The sequence below is a fragment of the Companilactobacillus metriopterae genome, assembly GCF_004117915.1.
Classification (GTDB): domain Bacteria; phylum Bacillota; class Bacilli; order Lactobacillales; family Lactobacillaceae; genus Companilactobacillus; species Companilactobacillus metriopterae.
Window position 1 is genome coordinate 304,011 of sequence record NZ_RSTD01000001.1, and the last position, 17,731, is coordinate 321,741.

Annotated in this window: 15 protein-coding genes and 1 tRNA gene; 13 read left to right on the forward strand and 3 right to left on the reverse strand. The window is 34.9% G+C overall.

Features of this window, described 5'->3' with window-relative positions; translation table 11 throughout:
- The first annotated feature begins 1 nt into the window (after position 1).
- The 4 genes from uvrA to whiA all read left to right on the forward strand — a co-directional run bounded on the left by uvrA (position 2) and on the right by whiA (position 5,821).
- Entirely contained in the window at positions 2-2,851 is a 2,850-nt protein-coding gene (uvrA, locus tag EKN01_RS01545; RefSeq protein ID WP_129044684.1) for an excinuclease ABC subunit UvrA, read from the forward strand.
- Positions 2,852-2,947: 96 nt separating this feature from the next.
- Positions 2,948-3,865 carry an RNase adapter RapZ gene (rapZ, locus tag EKN01_RS01550; protein WP_129044685.1) on the forward strand — a complete coding sequence of 306 codons (918 nt, stop codon included), beginning with the start codon at positions 2,948-2,950 and terminating at the stop codon, positions 3,863-3,865.
- On the forward strand, positions 3,846-4,886 hold the full coding sequence (locus EKN01_RS01555; protein WP_425435971.1) for a gluconeogenesis factor YvcK family protein: 1,041 nt from the start codon (positions 3,846-3,848) through the stop codon (positions 4,884-4,886). Before rapZ ends, EKN01_RS01555 begins: the two co-directional genes overlap by 20 nt.
- Positions 4,886-5,821, forward strand: coding sequence for a DNA-binding protein WhiA (gene whiA / locus EKN01_RS01560; protein ID WP_129044686.1), 936 nt, complete (start codon positions 4,886-4,888; stop codon positions 5,819-5,821). The genes EKN01_RS01555 and whiA overlap by 1 nt, the downstream gene beginning before the upstream one ends.
- A 33-nt stretch (positions 5,822-5,854) precedes the next feature.
- Here the strand turns inward: whiA and EKN01_RS01565 are convergent, their stop codons facing one another.
- The 3 genes from EKN01_RS01565 to EKN01_RS01575 all read right to left on the reverse strand — a co-directional run bounded on the left by EKN01_RS01565 (position 5,855) and on the right by EKN01_RS01575 (position 8,243).
- Positions 5,855-7,243, reverse strand: a complete 1,389-nt coding sequence (locus tag EKN01_RS01565) for an MFS transporter (RefSeq protein WP_129044687.1) — start codon at positions 7,241-7,243, stop codon at positions 5,855-5,857.
- Between the two features lie 102 nt (positions 7,244-7,345).
- On the reverse strand, positions 7,346-7,927 hold the full coding sequence (gene clpP / locus EKN01_RS01570; protein WP_099974463.1) for an ATP-dependent Clp endopeptidase proteolytic subunit ClpP: 582 nt from the start codon (positions 7,925-7,927) through the stop codon (positions 7,346-7,348).
- Between the two features lie 244 nt (positions 7,928-8,171).
- Positions 8,172-8,243, reverse strand: a tRNA-Arg gene (locus EKN01_RS01575).
- A gap of 122 nt (positions 8,244-8,365) precedes the next feature.
- On the opposite strand from EKN01_RS01575, the gene EKN01_RS01580 reads away from it, so the two are divergent.
- The 9 genes from EKN01_RS01580 (at position 8,366) to EKN01_RS01620 (ending at position 17,724) form a co-directional block, all read left to right on the forward strand.
- Positions 8,366-9,295, forward strand: coding sequence for a phosphatase PAP2 family protein (locus tag EKN01_RS01580; RefSeq protein WP_129044688.1), 930 nt, complete (start codon positions 8,366-8,368; stop codon positions 9,293-9,295).
- 144 nt (positions 9,296-9,439) lie between these two features.
- Positions 9,440-10,480 (forward strand): sugar-binding transcriptional regulator, encoded by a 1,041-nt coding sequence (locus tag EKN01_RS01585; RefSeq protein WP_129044689.1) that lies wholly within the window; start codon positions 9,440-9,442, stop codon positions 10,478-10,480.
- A 37-nt stretch (positions 10,481-10,517) separates the two neighbouring features.
- Positions 10,518-11,534 (forward strand): type I glyceraldehyde-3-phosphate dehydrogenase, encoded by a 1,017-nt coding sequence (gene gap / locus EKN01_RS01590; RefSeq protein ID WP_129044690.1) that lies wholly within the window; start codon positions 10,518-10,520, stop codon positions 11,532-11,534.
- Between the two features lie 105 nt (positions 11,535-11,639).
- The gene (locus EKN01_RS01595; RefSeq protein ID WP_099974467.1) at positions 11,640-12,851 is read left to right on the forward strand and encodes a phosphoglycerate kinase; all 1,212 of its coding nucleotides are present in this window, start codon (positions 11,640-11,642) and stop codon (positions 12,849-12,851) included.
- 21 nt (positions 12,852-12,872) lie between these two features.
- Positions 12,873-13,625 carry a triose-phosphate isomerase gene (gene tpiA / locus EKN01_RS01600; protein ID WP_129044691.1) on the forward strand — a complete coding sequence of 251 codons (753 nt, stop codon included), beginning with the start codon at positions 12,873-12,875 and terminating at the stop codon, positions 13,623-13,625.
- A 70-nt stretch (positions 13,626-13,695) separates the two neighbouring features.
- Positions 13,696-14,997 carry a phosphopyruvate hydratase gene (gene eno, locus EKN01_RS01605; RefSeq protein ID WP_129044692.1) on the forward strand — a complete coding sequence of 434 codons (1,302 nt, stop codon included), beginning with the start codon at positions 13,696-13,698 and terminating at the stop codon, positions 14,995-14,997.
- 91 nt (positions 14,998-15,088) lie between these two features.
- Positions 15,089-16,630: a ClC family H(+)/Cl(-) exchange transporter gene (locus tag EKN01_RS01610; protein WP_129044693.1), complete on the forward strand. Its 1,542-nt coding sequence runs from the start codon at positions 15,089-15,091 to the stop codon at positions 16,628-16,630.
- A 73-nt stretch (positions 16,631-16,703) separates the two neighbouring features.
- The gene (gene secG / locus EKN01_RS01615) at positions 16,704-16,940 is read left to right on the forward strand and encodes a preprotein translocase subunit SecG (RefSeq protein WP_099974470.1); all 237 of its coding nucleotides are present in this window, start codon (positions 16,704-16,706) and stop codon (positions 16,938-16,940) included.
- A 55-nt stretch (positions 16,941-16,995) separates the two neighbouring features.
- On the forward strand, positions 16,996-17,724 hold the full coding sequence (locus tag EKN01_RS01620) for an alpha/beta hydrolase (protein ID WP_129044694.1): 729 nt from the start codon (positions 16,996-16,998) through the stop codon (positions 17,722-17,724).
- Positions 17,725-17,731 lie beyond the last annotated feature (7 nt).

Genomic DNA, 17,731 nt, shown 5'->3' on the forward strand with positions numbered 1-17,731 from the left:
TATGTTAAATGACAAAATAATTATTCATGGCGCTAGAGAACATAATTTGAAAGATATTGATGTTACTATTCCACGTAATGAATTTGTGGTTGTTACAGGACTATCTGGATCTGGAAAAAGTTCTTTGGCGTTTGATACATTGTATGCCGAAGGTCAAAGACGATACGTCGAAAGTCTTTCATCATACGCACGACAATTTTTAGGTCAAATGGATAAACCAGATGTAGATTCTATTGATGGGTTAAGTCCATCTATTTCAATTGATCAAAAAACTACATCAAAAAATCCTCGTTCGACGGTAGGTACAGTTACTGAAATCAATGATTATTTAAGATTATTGTGGGCTAGAGCTGGTACACCTATTTGTCCAAATGATGGGACTGAAATAACTAGTCAATCTGCTCAACAAATGGTTGATGAAATTATGAATCTTGAAGAAAAAACTAAGATTCAAGTTCTATCTCCAGTTGTTAGAGGTAAAAAGGGTCAACATAAGAAGCAATTAGAACAAATCAAAAAGCAAGGATATGTTCGTATCAGAGTTGATGGAGAAACAATGGACGTCAATGATGAAATTGACTTAGATAAGAATAAAAAACATGATATCGATGTTGTTGTTGACCGTATTGTTGTTAGTGATTCAGTTCGTTCTAGATTATTTGATTCAGTTGAAGCTGCTCTAAGATTGTCAGATGGCTACATGAATGTTGATGTTATTGGTTCAGAACCAATGATATTTTCAGAGAATAATTCTTGTCCAAAATGTGGGTTCACAGTTGGAGAAGTAGAACCTAGATTGTTTTCATTTAATGCTCCTTTTGGTGCTTGTGAGGGATGTGACGGTCTTGGCGTTAAGTTAGAAGTAGATATTGATCTAGTAATTCAAGATGATACTCTTACCCTAAATGACGGTGTTATAGTGCCTTGGAATCCTATCAGTTCACAATATTATCCAGAAATGTTGGCACAATTTTGTAAAGAATTCAAAATTGATATGGCTAAACCTTTTAAAAAGTTATCTAAAAAAGAAAAGAACATGATACTTTACGGTGCAGGAGACAAAACTTTCCATTTCCACTACGAAAATGATTTTGGTGGTGTTAGAGATGTGGACGTACCATTTGAAGGTGTAATTACAAATATTGATCGTCGTTATCACGAAACAAATAGTGATTTCGTAAGAGAAACTATGCGTAAATACATGACAGAGTTAAAATGTCCTGTTTGTAAAGGTAAGAGACTAAATGAAAAAGCCCTTGCTGTTAAAATTGATGGCAAAGATATTGCTGAAGTTTCAAGTTTTTCTATCAAGGAAGATATGCCTTTCTTTGACAATCTAACTTTAGGTGAACAAAAAACTGTAATTGCTAAACCAATATTAAAAGAAGTTAGAGATCGTATTAGCTTCTTGATCAACGTTGGTTTAGATTATCTAACACTCTCTCGTTCAGCTGGAACACTATCTGGTGGAGAAGCTCAGCGTATTCGCTTGGCAACACAAATAGGTTCTAATTTGTCAGGAGTTATGTATATCTTAGATGAACCATCTATCGGACTTCATCAAAGAGATAATGATCGATTGATTACTTCATTGAAACAGATGCGTGATCTTGGCAATACTTTGATTGTTGTTGAACATGATGAAGATACTATGTTGGCATCAGATTACTTAATTGATGTCGGACCAGGTGCAGGCTCACATGGTGGGGAAATTATGGCCGCAGGTACACCTGAAGAAGTAAAAAATAATCCTAATTCATTAACGGGTAAGTATTTATCAGGTGAAAAATTTGTCCCAGTTCCATTAAAACGTCGCAAGGGAAATGGGGACAAAATTCAAATTACTGGAGCTTCAGAAAATAATTTGAAGAATTTAAAAGTTAACTTCCCGTTAGGTAAATTTATTTCAGTTACTGGTGTTTCTGGTTCAGGTAAATCTACATTAGTTAACATGATTCTAAAAAGAGCTTTAGCTCAAAAAATGAATAATAACTCAGAAAAACCTGGAAAGTATAAGTCTATTAAAGGATATGAAGGACTGGAAAAACTTATAGCGATTGATCAAAGTCCTATTGGTAGAACTCCTAGAAGTAATCCTGCTACTTATACGGGAGTATTTGATGACGTACGTGATTTATTTGCACAAACAAATGAAGCCAAATTACGTGGTTATAAAAAAGGTCGCTTCTCATTTAACGTTAAGGGCGGTCGTTGTGAAAACTGTCGTGGTGATGGAATTATCAAAATCGAGATGAATTTCTTGCCAGATGTTTATGTTCCTTGTGAAGTTTGTCATGGTACTAGATATAATTCAGAAACTTTAGAAGTAACTTATAAGGATAAAAATATTTCTGAAATTTTAGATATGAAAGTTGAAGATGCTTTAGAGTTCTTCAATACTATTCCAAAGATTAAACGTAAACTACAAACGATTGTTGATGTTGGATTAGGCTATGTTGCACTTGGACAATCAGCGACACAATTGTCTGGTGGAGAAGCTCAACGTATGAAATTGGCTTCTGAATTATACAAAAAATCTAGCGGAAAAAATTTCTATATTTTAGATGAACCGACAACAGGGTTACATACTGATGATATAAAGAGACTGCTGGAGGTACTTCAGAGATTAGTTGATGAAGGTAATACTGTCTTGGTTATTGAACATAATTTGGACGTTATAAAATCTTCTGATTGGTTAATTGATTTAGGACCAGAAGGTGGAGATGGTGGTGGAACAATCATTGCTACCGGAACACCGGAACAAGTAGTTAAAGTAGACGAAAGTTATACTGGTAAGTACCTTGCTCCAATTTTGAAGCGTGATATTGAAAGAACAAAAAATAGTAAATAAAAATAACCTCATTTCATAATAGAAATGAGGTTATTTTTTCTAAAAGACACACCAGGGTTGCTGTGTTATAATTAACAAATAATGAGAGGTGCAAACATGTCAAGAGAACCAATGAAACTAGTAGTTGTAACGGGAATGAGTGGCGCTGGTAAATCAGTAGCCATGAAGGCATTTGAAGATATGGGATACTTTTGTATCGATAATATGCCTCCAAACTTACTACCAAAATTTTGGGAACTAGTTTATGAATCAGGTAATATCAATAAAGTCGCCCTTGTTGTAGATATTCGTTCTAGAGATTTTTATGATGAAATTTTTTCAATGATTTCTAAAGTAGAAGCTGATGAAATTGAATTAGGTGAAGAAGTAGAAATGAAAATTCTATTTCTAGATTCATCTAATCAAGTATTGGTTTCAAGATATAAAGAAACCAGACGTAGTCATCCGCTAGCAGGTGAGGGTCGACTACTTGATGGAATAGACATGGAAAGAAAACTTCTTTCTGAATTAAAACACCGTGCTAGTGTCAGAATTGATACAAGTGATTTGTCTCCTAGAGAATTGCGTGAACAAATTTTTGAAAATTTCCAAAATAGTAATACAAAACCCACCTTTCAAATTCAAACAATGTCATTTGGGTTTAAATATGGTTTACCAATAGACGCGGATATTGTGATGGATGTGAGATTTTTAAAAAATCCATTTTATATCGATGAATTAAAAGCCAAAACTGGTCAAGATAAAGAAGTTTATGATTATGTTATGAACGCTGATGGAACTGAGAATTTTTATACTAAATTCTTTGATTTACTAAAGGATATAGTTCCAGGTTACAAAGCAGAAGGTAAGAGTAATCTGACAATTGCTATTGGTTGTACAGGTGGTCAACATCGCTCTGTAGCTATTACAGAACGCTTATCAAAAGATTTAGCTAAGTTAGGATATAACACCGATATATCACATCGTGATATGGAAAAATCTCAAAAGAAGGTAATTGAGCATGGCAACAAATAGAATTGTCCGAGTTGTAAAAGGACGTCGACCTAAAGTTGTTGTTATAGGTGGGGGAACAGGATTACCAGTTATTTTAAATAGTTTGAGGAATAAAGATGCTGAAATCACCGCTATTGTTACTGTGGCTGATGATGGAGGATCTTCAGGAATTATCCGAGACTATATTAATGTGGTTCCACCTGGGGATATTCGTAATGTTCTAGCATCTCTATCAGATTTACCAGATGTTGAACTCGATGTTTTTCAATATCGTTTCAAAAGTAATGACGACTTTTTTGCAGGTCACGCAATAGGTAATTTGATTATTGCTGCACTTACAGAAATGTCACCTAATATTTTTGATGCAGTTCAAGAGTTGTCAAAAATGATGAAGATAGATGGTCGAGTATTTCCAGCCAGTAATACTAAATTAACTTTGAATGCTGAATTCACTGATGGAAGTGTTATTTCTGGAGAACATGATATTACCCATTCTGGTAAGCATGTTAAGAGAGTTTGGGTTACGAACTCAGAAGAACCAGAAAAAGAACCAGAATCATTGTTACCTGTTATTGCATCAATTATGCAAGCAGACGTAATAGTTTTAGGACCAGGTAGTTTATTTACAAGCATTCTTCCTAACTTGATGATTAAAGAGTTAGGGGAAGCCATGCGTCAAACTTCTGCAGAAATAGTTTATGTTTGCAATATTATGACGCAAATTGGTGAAACAGAAGGCTTTACAGATGCTGACCATGTCCAAGTTATTAATGATCATTTAGGTGGTAATTACGTAGATACTGTTTTAGTTAATACGGCGCCAATTCCAAATGATTACATGGATTTGAAAAAGTATGATGAGTATGTAAAACAAGTAGAAACAGATTACAAACGTCTTCGTGAAATGGGCTGTCGAGTTGTACAAGATAATTTCTTGTCGTTACACAATAAGGGAGCTTTCCATAACGGAGATAAAATAACAGAAGAAATATTAAACCTAGCTATGAGATCAGGTAATAGAAAAAATGAGGTGAGATCGTAGTGTCTTCATATGCAAGTGAAGTAAAGAAAGAATTAACAGGATTAGAAGTTCATCCAGAACATGCCAGAGTAGAGTTATCTGCATTGTTGCGCATGAATGGATCAGTCAGTTTACAAAATCATCATTTTGTTCTGACAGCAGTCACTGAAAATCCTGCTATTGCTCGAAGAATTTTTTCTTTAATCAAACAAAATTATGGTGTCGAATCAGAATTATTGGTTCGCAAGAAAATGAAATTAAAAAAGAACAATCAATATTTAGTAAGATTAAAATATGATACAGAACGTATTTTAAGCGATTTAGGTATTATTGATAAAAATAGTTTTGGAATTAATACAGACGTTCCAAAAGATATGTTGGAAGAAAAACAGCGTATGCGCTCATACCTTCGTGGTGCATTTTTGGCTACCGGAAGTGTGAATAATCCTGAAACATCAAGATATCATTTAGAAATTTATTCATTATATGAATCACATAATGATGATATTGCTTATATGATGAACAAATTTGGATTGAATGCTAAAACTACAAACAGACGTAATGGTTTCATTGTTTATTTGAAAGAAGCTGAAAAAATAGCAGAATTTTTGCAGTTAATCGGTGCAACGAATGCAATGTTAAAATTTGAAGATATCAGAATTGTTAGAGATATGAGAAATTCTGTGAATCGTCTTGTTAACTGTGAGAATGCTAATATAAATAAAACTGTTGAAGCTGCAGAAAAGCAAATTGACAATATCAAATTTTTACGCGATACAGTTGGTTTAGATTCTTTACCACAAAAATTAAAAGAAATTGCAATTTTAAGAATGGATAATCCTGAAGTTTCACTTAAAGAACTTGGGGATATGGTACCTAGTGGTGCTATTTCCAAGTCAGGTATTAATCATAGATTAAGAAAACTAAATCAAATTGCAGAAGAAGCAAAAGTTTAAAAATATAAATAAAAAAGAGTCGTAAGTTTATACTTACGACTCTTTTTTATTTGAATAATTCCTTATTAAAATTGCAAAGCAACAACCGATTAATGCCAGAACAAAGAATGTAATAAATACATATTTATATCCAATTTGTCCTGAGTCTTCAGGCAAGTTGAAATTTTTATTTGCAGACGAAAGAATTATCATTGCTAGACTTACGCCAAGAGATCCGAGGATTTGTCTGACTGTTGTAATTATTGCTGTTCCATGAGAGATTAAATTATTAGGTAATGAGTTACCACCTAGAGTAGTGGCAGGCATCATGACGAAAGCATTTCCCCCTTCAATTAAGCAGGCAATGATAATCATTTCTATAAAATTCTTGTTAGGTATTATTACCAGTGATAACCATCCTATGGTGATAATTATCATTCCTAGTAGTAATAAACGTTTGAAACCTAATGACTTGGCTAAACGTCCAGAAATAGGATTTAAAATACTTAATAATATTGCGGGTGGAACTAGAGATAGACCTGAGTTAAGAACACTCATGTGTAATACATTTTGATAATATAGTGGATAAATAATAGTAACCACAATTAGAGAAATGTAAGAAAACCCAGTCAGTAGAACTGCTAGATCAAAATTTATATTTTTCATAACTTTTAAATCTAAAAGTGGTTGTGGAATTGTTAATTGACGGTGAATGAATAATATCGATAGAACCAGACTGACAATTAAAACTACAATTAGTTCAATATTTAAAGACATAGATGTTCCCGCTTGGTTGATTACATACAACAATCCCACAATACCTATTAAACTAACAGTTGAGTATATATCAAATGTATAACTATGTTTTTCCGATACATCTGTAATGTAAAATAGTGAGCTGATAAAAATAATAATCATAATGATTAGAAAGAATGCAAAAAGTCCTTGCCAGGAAACAAACTTCAAAACAATCCCTGAGATAATAGGTCCAGATGCTAGTGCTGAACCCATGACTAAACCGGCAATACCCATAGTCCTTGAACGTTTATCTTTGGTTGTTATTTCAAGTAATACTGATTGAAATGAAGGGAATAAAATACCAACGGCTAGTGCCTCAAGAATTCTACCTAGCATCGCTACAGGAAAGTTTGGAGCGAGCATAATAATTACGGTACCAATTGAAAATATAGAAATAATTCCTAGGTATAGTTTTTTAAAAGAAACATTATTTAATAACCAAGGACTTATAGGCATAGTCAAACACATTACTAGCATGAATCCTGTTGTTAGCCATTGAATAGTTGTTGGGCCTACGTTGAAGTATTTCATCAAAGTGGGATAGGCAGTTGAAAGCGATGACTGACTAATTGACATAGTAAATGTACCAGCTAAAAGTGTTATTATGAATGCCTTCCTGTTTACTATTCTGCTAGTTGTATTCATCTTAATTACCCCCTTATCTAGTTATAGATTAGGGCAGATAAAGTAAATTAACAAATAAATGAACTAAAAAAACCCCAACATCAAAAATGTTGGGGTCAAAAATTATTTTTTGTTGATCATAATCTCATCGATTAAACCATAATCTTTTGCTTCTTGAGCAGTCATGTAGTTATCACGTTCAGTATCTTTTTGTAGTTTTTCGAAAGATTGACCAGAGTTGTCAGCTAAAATGTGATTTAGTTTTTCTCTAGTTTTTAAAATTTCTTTTGCTGCAATTTCGATTTCTGTTTGTTGACCTTGAACACCACCAAGAGGTTGGTGAATTAGGACAGTTGAGTTAGGAAGGGCAAATCTCTTACCCTTAGTACCAGCTGATAACAATACACTGGCCATTGAAGCAGCCATACCTGTGGCAATTGTTTGGATATCAGATTTTACAAAATTCATAGTATCCATAATTGCTAGACCAGATGTTACAGATCCACCAGGAGAGTTGATATAAATAGAAATATCCTTATCTGAATCTTGTGCATCTAAGAATAACAATTCTGCAATAACAGTATTTGCAAGTTGATCGTTAACCTCACCAGATAACATGATAATTCTGTCTTTTAAAAGTCTTGAATAAATATCATATGCACGTTCACCACGTGAGCTTTGTTCAATAACTGTAGGTACTAACATATGTTGCCTCCTAAAGTAAATTAGCACTCTAAATGCTATGGTGCTAATTTAGCACAATTATATTAATAGGTCAATTGATTTAGTCGTTAATTTGCTATGTGCCAACTATTAATGTATAGTGTACCTATGTAAGAATACAATCACATGTATTGATTCATTGGTCATGGTCGGCTAATGGGTTGCTTACAGCAAAAGTCTCTACTCTTTTGAGTAGGGGCTTTTTGTTTTTATTAGCCATAAATTATGCGTCACATGGGAGTCGAACCCACATTCCAAGAACCGGAATCTTGTGTGCTATCCATTACACTAATGACGCGAGTTTCTATGACATAAAAGATTATTACAAATAGATTGTTTAAAAGCAAAAAAATAATACAAAAAGTGTCTAGTTATATTTATAATGAAAGCGTATTACAAAATACTCTTGGGGGAGAAAATATGACAGCACAAAGAAAAGGGATTATTGGTGGAATATCGATAATTGTATTAATTATGCTAATAGGTACATTTTATGATTGGCAAATATCGCAAGCATTAATTAATCAAAATTCATTAATTGGAACAATTTTTCAAGACTTTGGTCTTTGGCCACTTGCTTTGGTAATCATTCTAAGTTCAATGGTTGTTGTGAATTATGAATTAAGGATATCGAATCAATCAACTTTAATCAGATTAATTGCGGCTTTAGGAGCACTGACATTAGGTGGTTGGGAATTATGGAGAGGGTATCTTAAAACAACTCTATACTATTCATTAGCATTGAAAGATAATTTAGACAAACATGCTCCAATAGCACAGGCCAATAGTGATGGTGGTAATTTACACTTATCATGGCTAGGTAACTTTTCAATTTGGATAATTATTTATCTAGTTATTATAGGTTTATCTCAAATTTGGTTATCACAAAAGAGCAGCTATCAAATGGACTACTTGTTAAAAGTTGCGATCGTTGCAACATTAGCATGTTTCCTTGCTGACAATGTTAATTCTGCCATGAAAACATATTGGGGAAGATGGCGTCCCTATGAATTAGCTGGAAATTCACAACATTTTACTATGTGGTTATTTCCTAATGGAGCAGATAATCATTTGAGTTTTCCATCTGGTCATACAACGGCCGCAGCAGCTATTATGTTGTTACCAATGTTTGTTGATAGAAGTAACATAAAACTTCAAAAAATAACATTTTGGATTAGTTTGGCTTATTGCATAATCATGTGGTACACAAGAATTAGAGTAGGGGCACATTTTACAACTGATGCTACATCAGGACTGTGGATAACGTGGTTGATTTTCTTCATTGTACTAAGTGTTACAAATATGCATCTTATATCTAAAGATAGTTATTCAATAAATTTATATAAATAAAAGGTTAGTCCTTGAAAAATAATCGAGATAAGTTATAATTTAGTTGTGCTCAAAAAGTGATTATTTTTCACAGGGCTTTTATTTTTTGACACAATGGGTCAGAAAAAGACACACAGGGACAAAAAAAGTCCCACGGAGATAAAAATGGCAGATAATGAAGAAATTGAATTGCTGGATTTAATTGCCCCAGACTTTGTTAAGACTCTGGAGAAGCGTTTCAAGATTCTTCAGACCATTTCATTGATGGAACCTGTCGGAAGAAGAATTTTAGCAGAAGATTTAGATTTGAGCGAAAGGTCACTGAGAACTGAGACTGAGCTTTTGAAAAATCAAGGATTGCTAATTTCTTCAAAATCAGGGATGTCTTTAACAGAAGAAGGTAAGAGAGTTTCTACACAACTAAGTAATGTTATTGCCGAATTTCAAGGAAGAACCATACTTGAAAGGCAGCTTAGTCAAAAGTTAGGAATTGAAAGATGTATAATCTTACCAGGAAATTCTGATAGACAGAGTCGCGTCGTAGATTCATTTGGTCGTCGATTGAATCAGCTACTAGGAGCATTGCTTCCTGCTGGAGATTCAATAATTTCTGTAACCGGTGGTTCCACCATGGCACAGGTTGCACAAAATTTATCACCAGATTTATCTAAAAATCGCGATTTGTTATTCTTACCAGCACGTGGTGGTGTTGGAGAATCGATGCAGATACAAGCTAATAATGTGTGTGCTGAGATGGCTGAAAAATCTCATGGTCATTACAGATCTTTGTACTTACCAGAGGACATCAGCGAAAATAGTTTTGAATCTTTGCAAAATGAGTCTTCAATTAAATCGATTCTTGATTTAATATATAAGAGTGATGTTGTTGTTCATAGTATTGGAACTGCAGCAGTCATGGCAAAGCGTAGAAACTTACCATCAAAAGATGCAGATGAAATCGTTACTAAGAAAGCGGTTGCTGAAGCATTTGGACATTTCTATGACCATAATGGTAAACTAGTATACAAGGTACCCAGAATTGGATTACACATTCGGGACCTTGATAATATCCCATATGTGATTGCTATAGCAGGTGGAGAATCAAAAGCCGAAGCTATTCAAGCATATATGAAAAATGCACCTAGTCACACTCAGTTAATAACTGACGAAGGTGCCTCAAAACTGATTTTAAGGGATAACCCTTAAAAATATTATTTTTGCTTTCCTGAAGGAGGAAATTTTCATGACTACAAAAGTTGGTATTAATGGATTTGGACGTATTGGTCGTCTTGCATTCCGTCGTATTTCAGAAGTTGCTTCAGATCTAGAAGTTGTTGCAATCAACGATTTGACATCACCTGCAATGCTTGCACACCTACTAAAATATGATACAGCTCATGGTAACTTTAAGGCTGACAGCATTTCAGCTACAGAAAACTCAATCATCGTTGATGGTAAAGAAATTCCTGTATACGCAGAAACAAATGCTGCTGACCTAAAATGGGTTGGAACAAACGGTGTTGACATCGTTCTTGAATGTACTGGTTTCTATACATCAGAAGAAAAAGCAAAAGCTCACTTGGACGCTGGTGCAAAACGTGTTCTTATCTCAGCTCCTGCTGGTAAGATGCCAACAGTTGTTTACGGTGTAAACGATGACGTTCTAACATCAGACGTAAGAATCGCTTCAGCTGGTTCATGTACAACAAACTGTCTTGCACCTCTAGCAAATGCCGTTAACAAAGAATTCGGTATCAAAGCTGGTACAATGACAACTGTTCACGCATACACAGCTACTCAAAAACTTCAAGATGGTCCTGATCGTGGTGGTAACCTACGTGCTGCACGTGCTGCTGCTGCTAACATCATTCCTCATTCAACTGGTGCTGCTAAGGCTCTTGGTTTGGTTGTTCCTGAACTTCAAGGTAAACTTGATGGACATGCACAACGTGTACCCGTTATCACAGGTTCACTTACAGAACTTGTTGTTACTCTTGACAAAGAAGTTACAGCTGATGATGTAAACGCTGCTGTTAAGAAATATACAGAAAACAACCCATCATTCGGTTACAACGATGATGAAATTGTTTCATCTGATATTATCGGAACTTCATTTGGTTCAGTATTTGACCCAACACAAACACAAGTTGTTGGTTCAGGTGAAGGCCAAGTTGTTAAGGCTGTTGCATGGTATGATAACGAATCAGGTTTCACAGCTCAAATGGTTCGTACACTTCAAAAATTTGCTAGCTTAGACTAATTTTTAGTCATTTAGTAGCAATTTAAAACTTTTATTAAGTTTGAAATGGCGGAGGGAGGAAACTCCTTCCGTTTTTTTTTAGGAAAAAACTTCGGAGGATTTAACATGGCAAAATTAATCGTTTCAGATGTTGATGTAAAAGATAAGAAGGTTCTTATCCGTGTTGACTTTAATGTTCCAATCAAAGATGGTGTTGTAGGAGATACAAACCGTATCGTTGCAGCAATGCCAACAATTAACTATGTAGCTGATAATGGTGGAAAAGTTATTCTTCTATCTCACTTAGGTAGAATTAAGAGTGATGATGACAAGAAAGCTCTTACTCTAAAACCAGTTGCAGCTAAACTAGAAGAACTAATTGGAAAACCAGTTAAGTTTGTACCTTCAAATGAAGGTAAAGAACTAGAAGATGCTATAAACTCACTACAAGATGGAGAAATCCTTCTTATGGAAAATACTCGTTTCCAAGATATCGATAATGACTTCGGTAAACGTGAAAGTAAAAATGATCCTAAGTTAGGTGAATACTGGGCATCACTTGGTGACGTATTTGTAAATGACGCTTTCGGTACAGCTCACCGTGCTCACGCATCTAACGTTGGTATTTCAGAAGCAATGAAAGCTAGCAACAAACCAGTTGCTGCTGGATTCCTTATGGAAAAAGAAATCAAATTCTTAGGTAATGCTGTTGAAAACCCAGTACACCCATTCGTTACAATTCTTGGTGGTGCTAAGGTTTCAGATAAGATTGCTGTTATTGAAAACCTAATTCCTAAGTCAGATCACATCATTATTGGTGGTGGTATGGCATATACATTCCTTGCAGCTCAAGGACACAAGATTGGTAAGTCACTATTTGAAGAAGACAAACTTGATTTAGCTAAGGAACTATTAGCTAAAGCTGGAGACAAGATTGTTCTACCTGTAGATCACCTTGTTTCAAAAGAATTCTCAAATGATGCTCCATTTGAAGTATCTGGAATTGATGTTCCTGATGACATGATGGCTCTTGATATTGGACCAGAATCAATCAAGTTATTTGTAAGTAAATTACAAGGTGCTAAGACAGTTGTTTGGAATGGACCAATGGGTGCATTCGAAATGAGCAACTTTGCCAACGGTACTCTTGAAGTTGGTAAGGCACTTGGTGAACTACCTGATGCTATTACAATCGTTGGTGGTGGTGATTCAACTGCTGCTGCTAAACAACTAGGTATTGCTGATAAGATCACACATATTTCTACTGGTGGTGGTTCATCACTTGAATATCTAGAAGGTAAGACATTACCTGGTATTGCATCAATCTCAGACAAATAATTTAATAGGAGTAACAAATTTATGCGTACACCAATTATCGCGGGTAACTGGAAATTAAACAAAAACCCTAAAGAAGCACAAGAATTTTTAAATGCAATTGAAGGTAAATTACCAGAATCTGGTGTTGAAGCCGTTATCGGTGCACCAGCTGTTGATTTATATACACTTGTAGAAGGTTCAAAAAATACACCTCTAAAGATTTCTGCTGAAAACTCATACTTTGAAGACGAAGGTGCCTTTACAGGTGAAAACAGTCCTAAAGTACTAGCAGAAATGGGTGTTGAATATGTAATTATTGGACATTCAGAACGTAGAGAATATTTCCACGAAACTGATGAAGATATTAACAAAAAAGCAGTTAAGATCATTGCTAATGGTCTAACACCTATCGTATGTTGTGGTGAAACACTAGAACAACGTGAAGCAAACGAAACAGAAGGATTCGTTACTGGTCAAATTGAAGCAGCTCTTAAAGGTATCTCTGCTGCTGATGTTGCTAACCTTGTTATTGCCTACGAACCAATCTGGGCAATTGGTACTGGTAAAACAGCTACAAGTGACCAAGCACAAGAAGTTGTTCATGTAATCCGTGAAAAAGTTGCAAGTCTTTATGATGCTGATACAGCTGATAAAGTTCGTATTCTTTACGGTGGTTCTGTAAAACCAGAAAGTATCAAAGAATTAATGTCTAAAGAAGACATTGATGGTGGACTTGTTGGTGGAGCATCACTTGATCCAGAATCATTCATCGCACTAGTTAACTATCAAAAATAATTAATATTAATTAATACTAAAATTAATGTTAAAATAAACTTATATTTGAAATAAAAAAGGAGATTACAATATGTCTGTAATTACTGATATTTTAGGTCGTGAAGTCCTTGACTCACGTGGAAATCCAACTGTTGAAGTTGAAGTTTATACTGAATTAGGTGGCTTCGGTCGCGCTCTTGTTCCATCAGGTGCTTCTACTGGTGAACACGAAGCTGTAGAACTTCGTGATGGAGACAAATCACGTTTTAATGGTAATGGTGTTTTGAAAGCTGTTGCTAATGTTAACGATAAAATCGCTAAAGAAGTTATCGGTATGGATGCAACTGATCAAAGAGCACTTGATCAAGCTATGATCGCTCTTGATGGTACAGAAAACAAAGGTAAATTAGGTGCTAACGCTATTCTTGGTGTATCACTTGCTGCTGCACGTGCTGCTGCTGACGAAATTGGTTTACCTCTATATGAATATCTTGGTGGACCAAATGCTCATACATTGCCAACACCAATGATGAATGTTATCAATGGTGGTAAGCATGCTGATAACAACGTTGACTTCCAAGAATTCATGATTCTACCTGTTGGTGCAAAGTCAATCCGTGAAGCAGTTCGTATGGGTTCAGAAACATTCCACGCACTAAAATCACTTCTACAAGCTCGCGGTCTAAACACTGCTGTTGGTGATGAAGGTGGATTTGCTCCTGACCTTGAAAACAACGAAGAACCATTCAAGATTCTTGTTGAAGCTATTGAAAAAGCTGGTTACAAACCTGGTGATGATATTGCTATTGGATTTGACTGTGCTTCATCAGAATTCTACAACAAAGAAACTGGCAAGTATGAACTTAAAGGTGAAGGTGCCAACGGTGCTGAACTAACAGCTGACGAGTTCATCGACCTACTTGCAGGAATCGTTGAAAAATACCCTGTTCTTACAATCGAAGATCCTATCGATGAAGACAACTGGGAAGACTGGCAAAAAGTTACTGCTAAACTAGGAGACAAAGTTCAACTAGTTGGTGATGACCTATTTGTTACAAACACTGATTACTTGAAGAAGGGTATTGATATGGGAGTATCAAACTCAATTCTTATCAAGCTAAACCAAATCGGTACACTTACAGAAACATTTGAAGCTATCGAAATGGCTAAAGAAGCTGGATTTACAGCTGTTGTTTCTCACCGTTCTGGTGAAACAGAAGATACAACAATTGCTGATCTTGTTGTTGCTACAAACGCTGGTCAAATTAAGACTGGTTCAATGAGTCGTACAGACCGTATTGCTAAGTACAACCAATTGATGAGAATCGAAGATCAATTAGGCTCACAAGCAGAATACAAAGGTGTACACAGTTTCTACAACCTAAAGAAATAATTACAGATTATTGTAAATAAAAAGACAGCCTTAGGGCTGTCTTTTTTTGTTTTCCTCTGCGTAATGTATAATTAAACTAACGGGGGTAATTATGGACGCAAATATTAATTTTGAAAAAGTAAAGTTGACCTTTGAAGGAGTACTAGTCGGATTAATAGCTGGAACTATAGTAAGCTCATTTCGTTGGATAATCGAAAACTTATTAGCAAGTTTTCGTAATTTTTATTCTTTAGTACAAACTCAAGGAAATCTTGTGGTTTTAGCTGGCATCATTGCCACATTGATTGTCTTTGTTGTTATTAATGCATTACTATTGAAGAGCGAAAAAAATATTGCTGGTTCCGGAATACCTCAGGTTGAATTACAGCTAGCCGGAGAATTGAAACTCAATTGGTGGTCGATTCTATGGAAGAAGTATCTGGGTGGAATTATTAGTATCGGACCTGGTTTGTTTCTAGGAAGAGAGGGGCCATCCATCCAATTGGGTGCAATGGTTGGACAAGGTTTTGGTGAGTTAATTGATGATGAATTTTCATCACATCAAAGAATTTTAATTTCTAGTGGTGCTGCGGCTGGTTTGGCTGCTGCATTTAGTGCCCCACTTGCAGGAACACTATTTGTTTTAGAAGAAATCTATCATAATTTTTCTCCACTTGTATGGATTACTGCATTGGCAAGTGCTGTATCAGCCAATTTTGTGACATTATATATTTTTGGATTAAAGCCAATTTTAGATATATCTCATAATACAAGTTTCCCAATAAAATACTATTGGATTCTGTTAATACTAGGTATTGCTTTAGGAGTTTTAGGAAGGTTATACCAAATCGCTTTACTAAGAATGCCTAAATGGCTATCTTATAGTAGAATTCCGAGAAACTGGCAGGGTATTATTCCCTTTGTATTAATTGTGCCAATCGGATTGATTGTTCCACAATATCTTGGTGGTGGTAACTCTATTATCACCTCATTACCTAGTTTAAAAATTGGTTTATTGGCCTTATTAGGATTATTTGTCTTTAGATTCATTTTTTCGATGATATCTTATGGATCAGGTCTTCCTGGTGGAATATTCCTTCCAATTTTAAATTTGGGGGCAATTATTGGAGCAATATTTACAGTTATATTTAGTCACTTGGGCTTATTACCTATGCAATTTGAAAGTAGCTTAATCATATATGCTATGGCAGGATACTTTGCTTGTATTGGTAAAGCTCCATTTACAGCCATCATATTGGTTACGGAAATGGTGGGTTCTTTGGCACATTTAATGCCTTTGGCAGTAGTTTCACTAGTGGCATATCTGATAGTAGACTTGCTTGGAGGTGCGCCAATTTATGAATCTTTGAAGAGTAAAATAAAGATAAATGGCAGCCATTCAACTGATTTTAATTCAGAAGATACAATTGAAGTTCCTGTTTATGAAGGATCTCAGATTAATGGTAAAGAAGTTCGTCAATTGTCTTTGCCTAACGAATGTTTAATTGTAAAAATATACCGTGGAGAAAAATTAATTATTCCACATGGAGATACTATGATACTATCAGGAGACCGAATTATATTTTCAGTACCTTCCCCTAGAAGGGCAGAATATCGATCTCAAATTAGAACAATGATTAACGGAATTAACTAGAATTATCATAATAAATATGTTATTCTTGTAGAAGTGATTTTAGCGTCTAACACCAATTTTGGAGGTTTTGCAGGTGTATAATATACTTGAAGGATTATTAATATTTGTGTCAATTCTTATCGTTATTGCAGTATTGATGCAACCAACTAAACAACAAGATGCCTTGGGTGCACTTTCTGGTGGTGGTGCTGATTTATTCAGTAACCAAAAGAAACGTGGCTTTGAAGCATTTATGGTCAAGGTTACATATGTACTACTAGTAATTTTCTTTGGACTTTCTCTAATACTAGTATACTTATCATCACATTAATTTAGTTAACCTCCTGATAGTTTGATCAGGGGGTTTTTTGTTAGGAGGGATTAAAGTGAAAATAGTTGAACCTAAGCCATTTTATTTTAAAAATAGCACCAAAGCTGTATTACTCCTACATTCATTTTCTGGAAGCCCTAATGACATGCGTCTATTAGGCAGATTCTTAGAGAGAAATGAATACTCAGCTTATGCACCAATGTTTGCAGGTCATGGAACATTTGAACCAAATGATATTTTTGAACAGGGATCACCAGATATTTGGTATCGACAAACTGTTGAAGCTATCGAATTTTTGGAATCAGAAGGTATGACCGAAATATCTGTATTTGGTTTATCGCTTGGCTCTATCTTTGCCACTAAGATATTAGAGGAAAACAATAGAGTCAAATTAGGTGGAGTATTTGGAACACCTTTAGGTAGTCGAGATTTTAGTAATATTCGCCAAGGGTTTTTTCAATATTCTAGAAAAGTTTATGAATTAAACAATCAAGCGGATATAGATAAAAAATTGGATTTACTTACTACTAATTTAGATAAAATGATGGCCAGCATAGCTTCTTATACGGAAGATGTTGAAGACAAAATATCTCAAATTAGAAAACCATATTTTATTGGTCAAGGAACATACGATAAGCTAGTAAATCCTGAGCTGGCAGTATCAATGGGGAAGAAAGTTCCTAATGCTGAAATCCATTTATATGATGCAGGGCACGTGCTAACTGTGAATGATGCACATAAACAATTGGAAATAGATTTATTAAATTTTTTAGAAAATAATTGAGGACAAA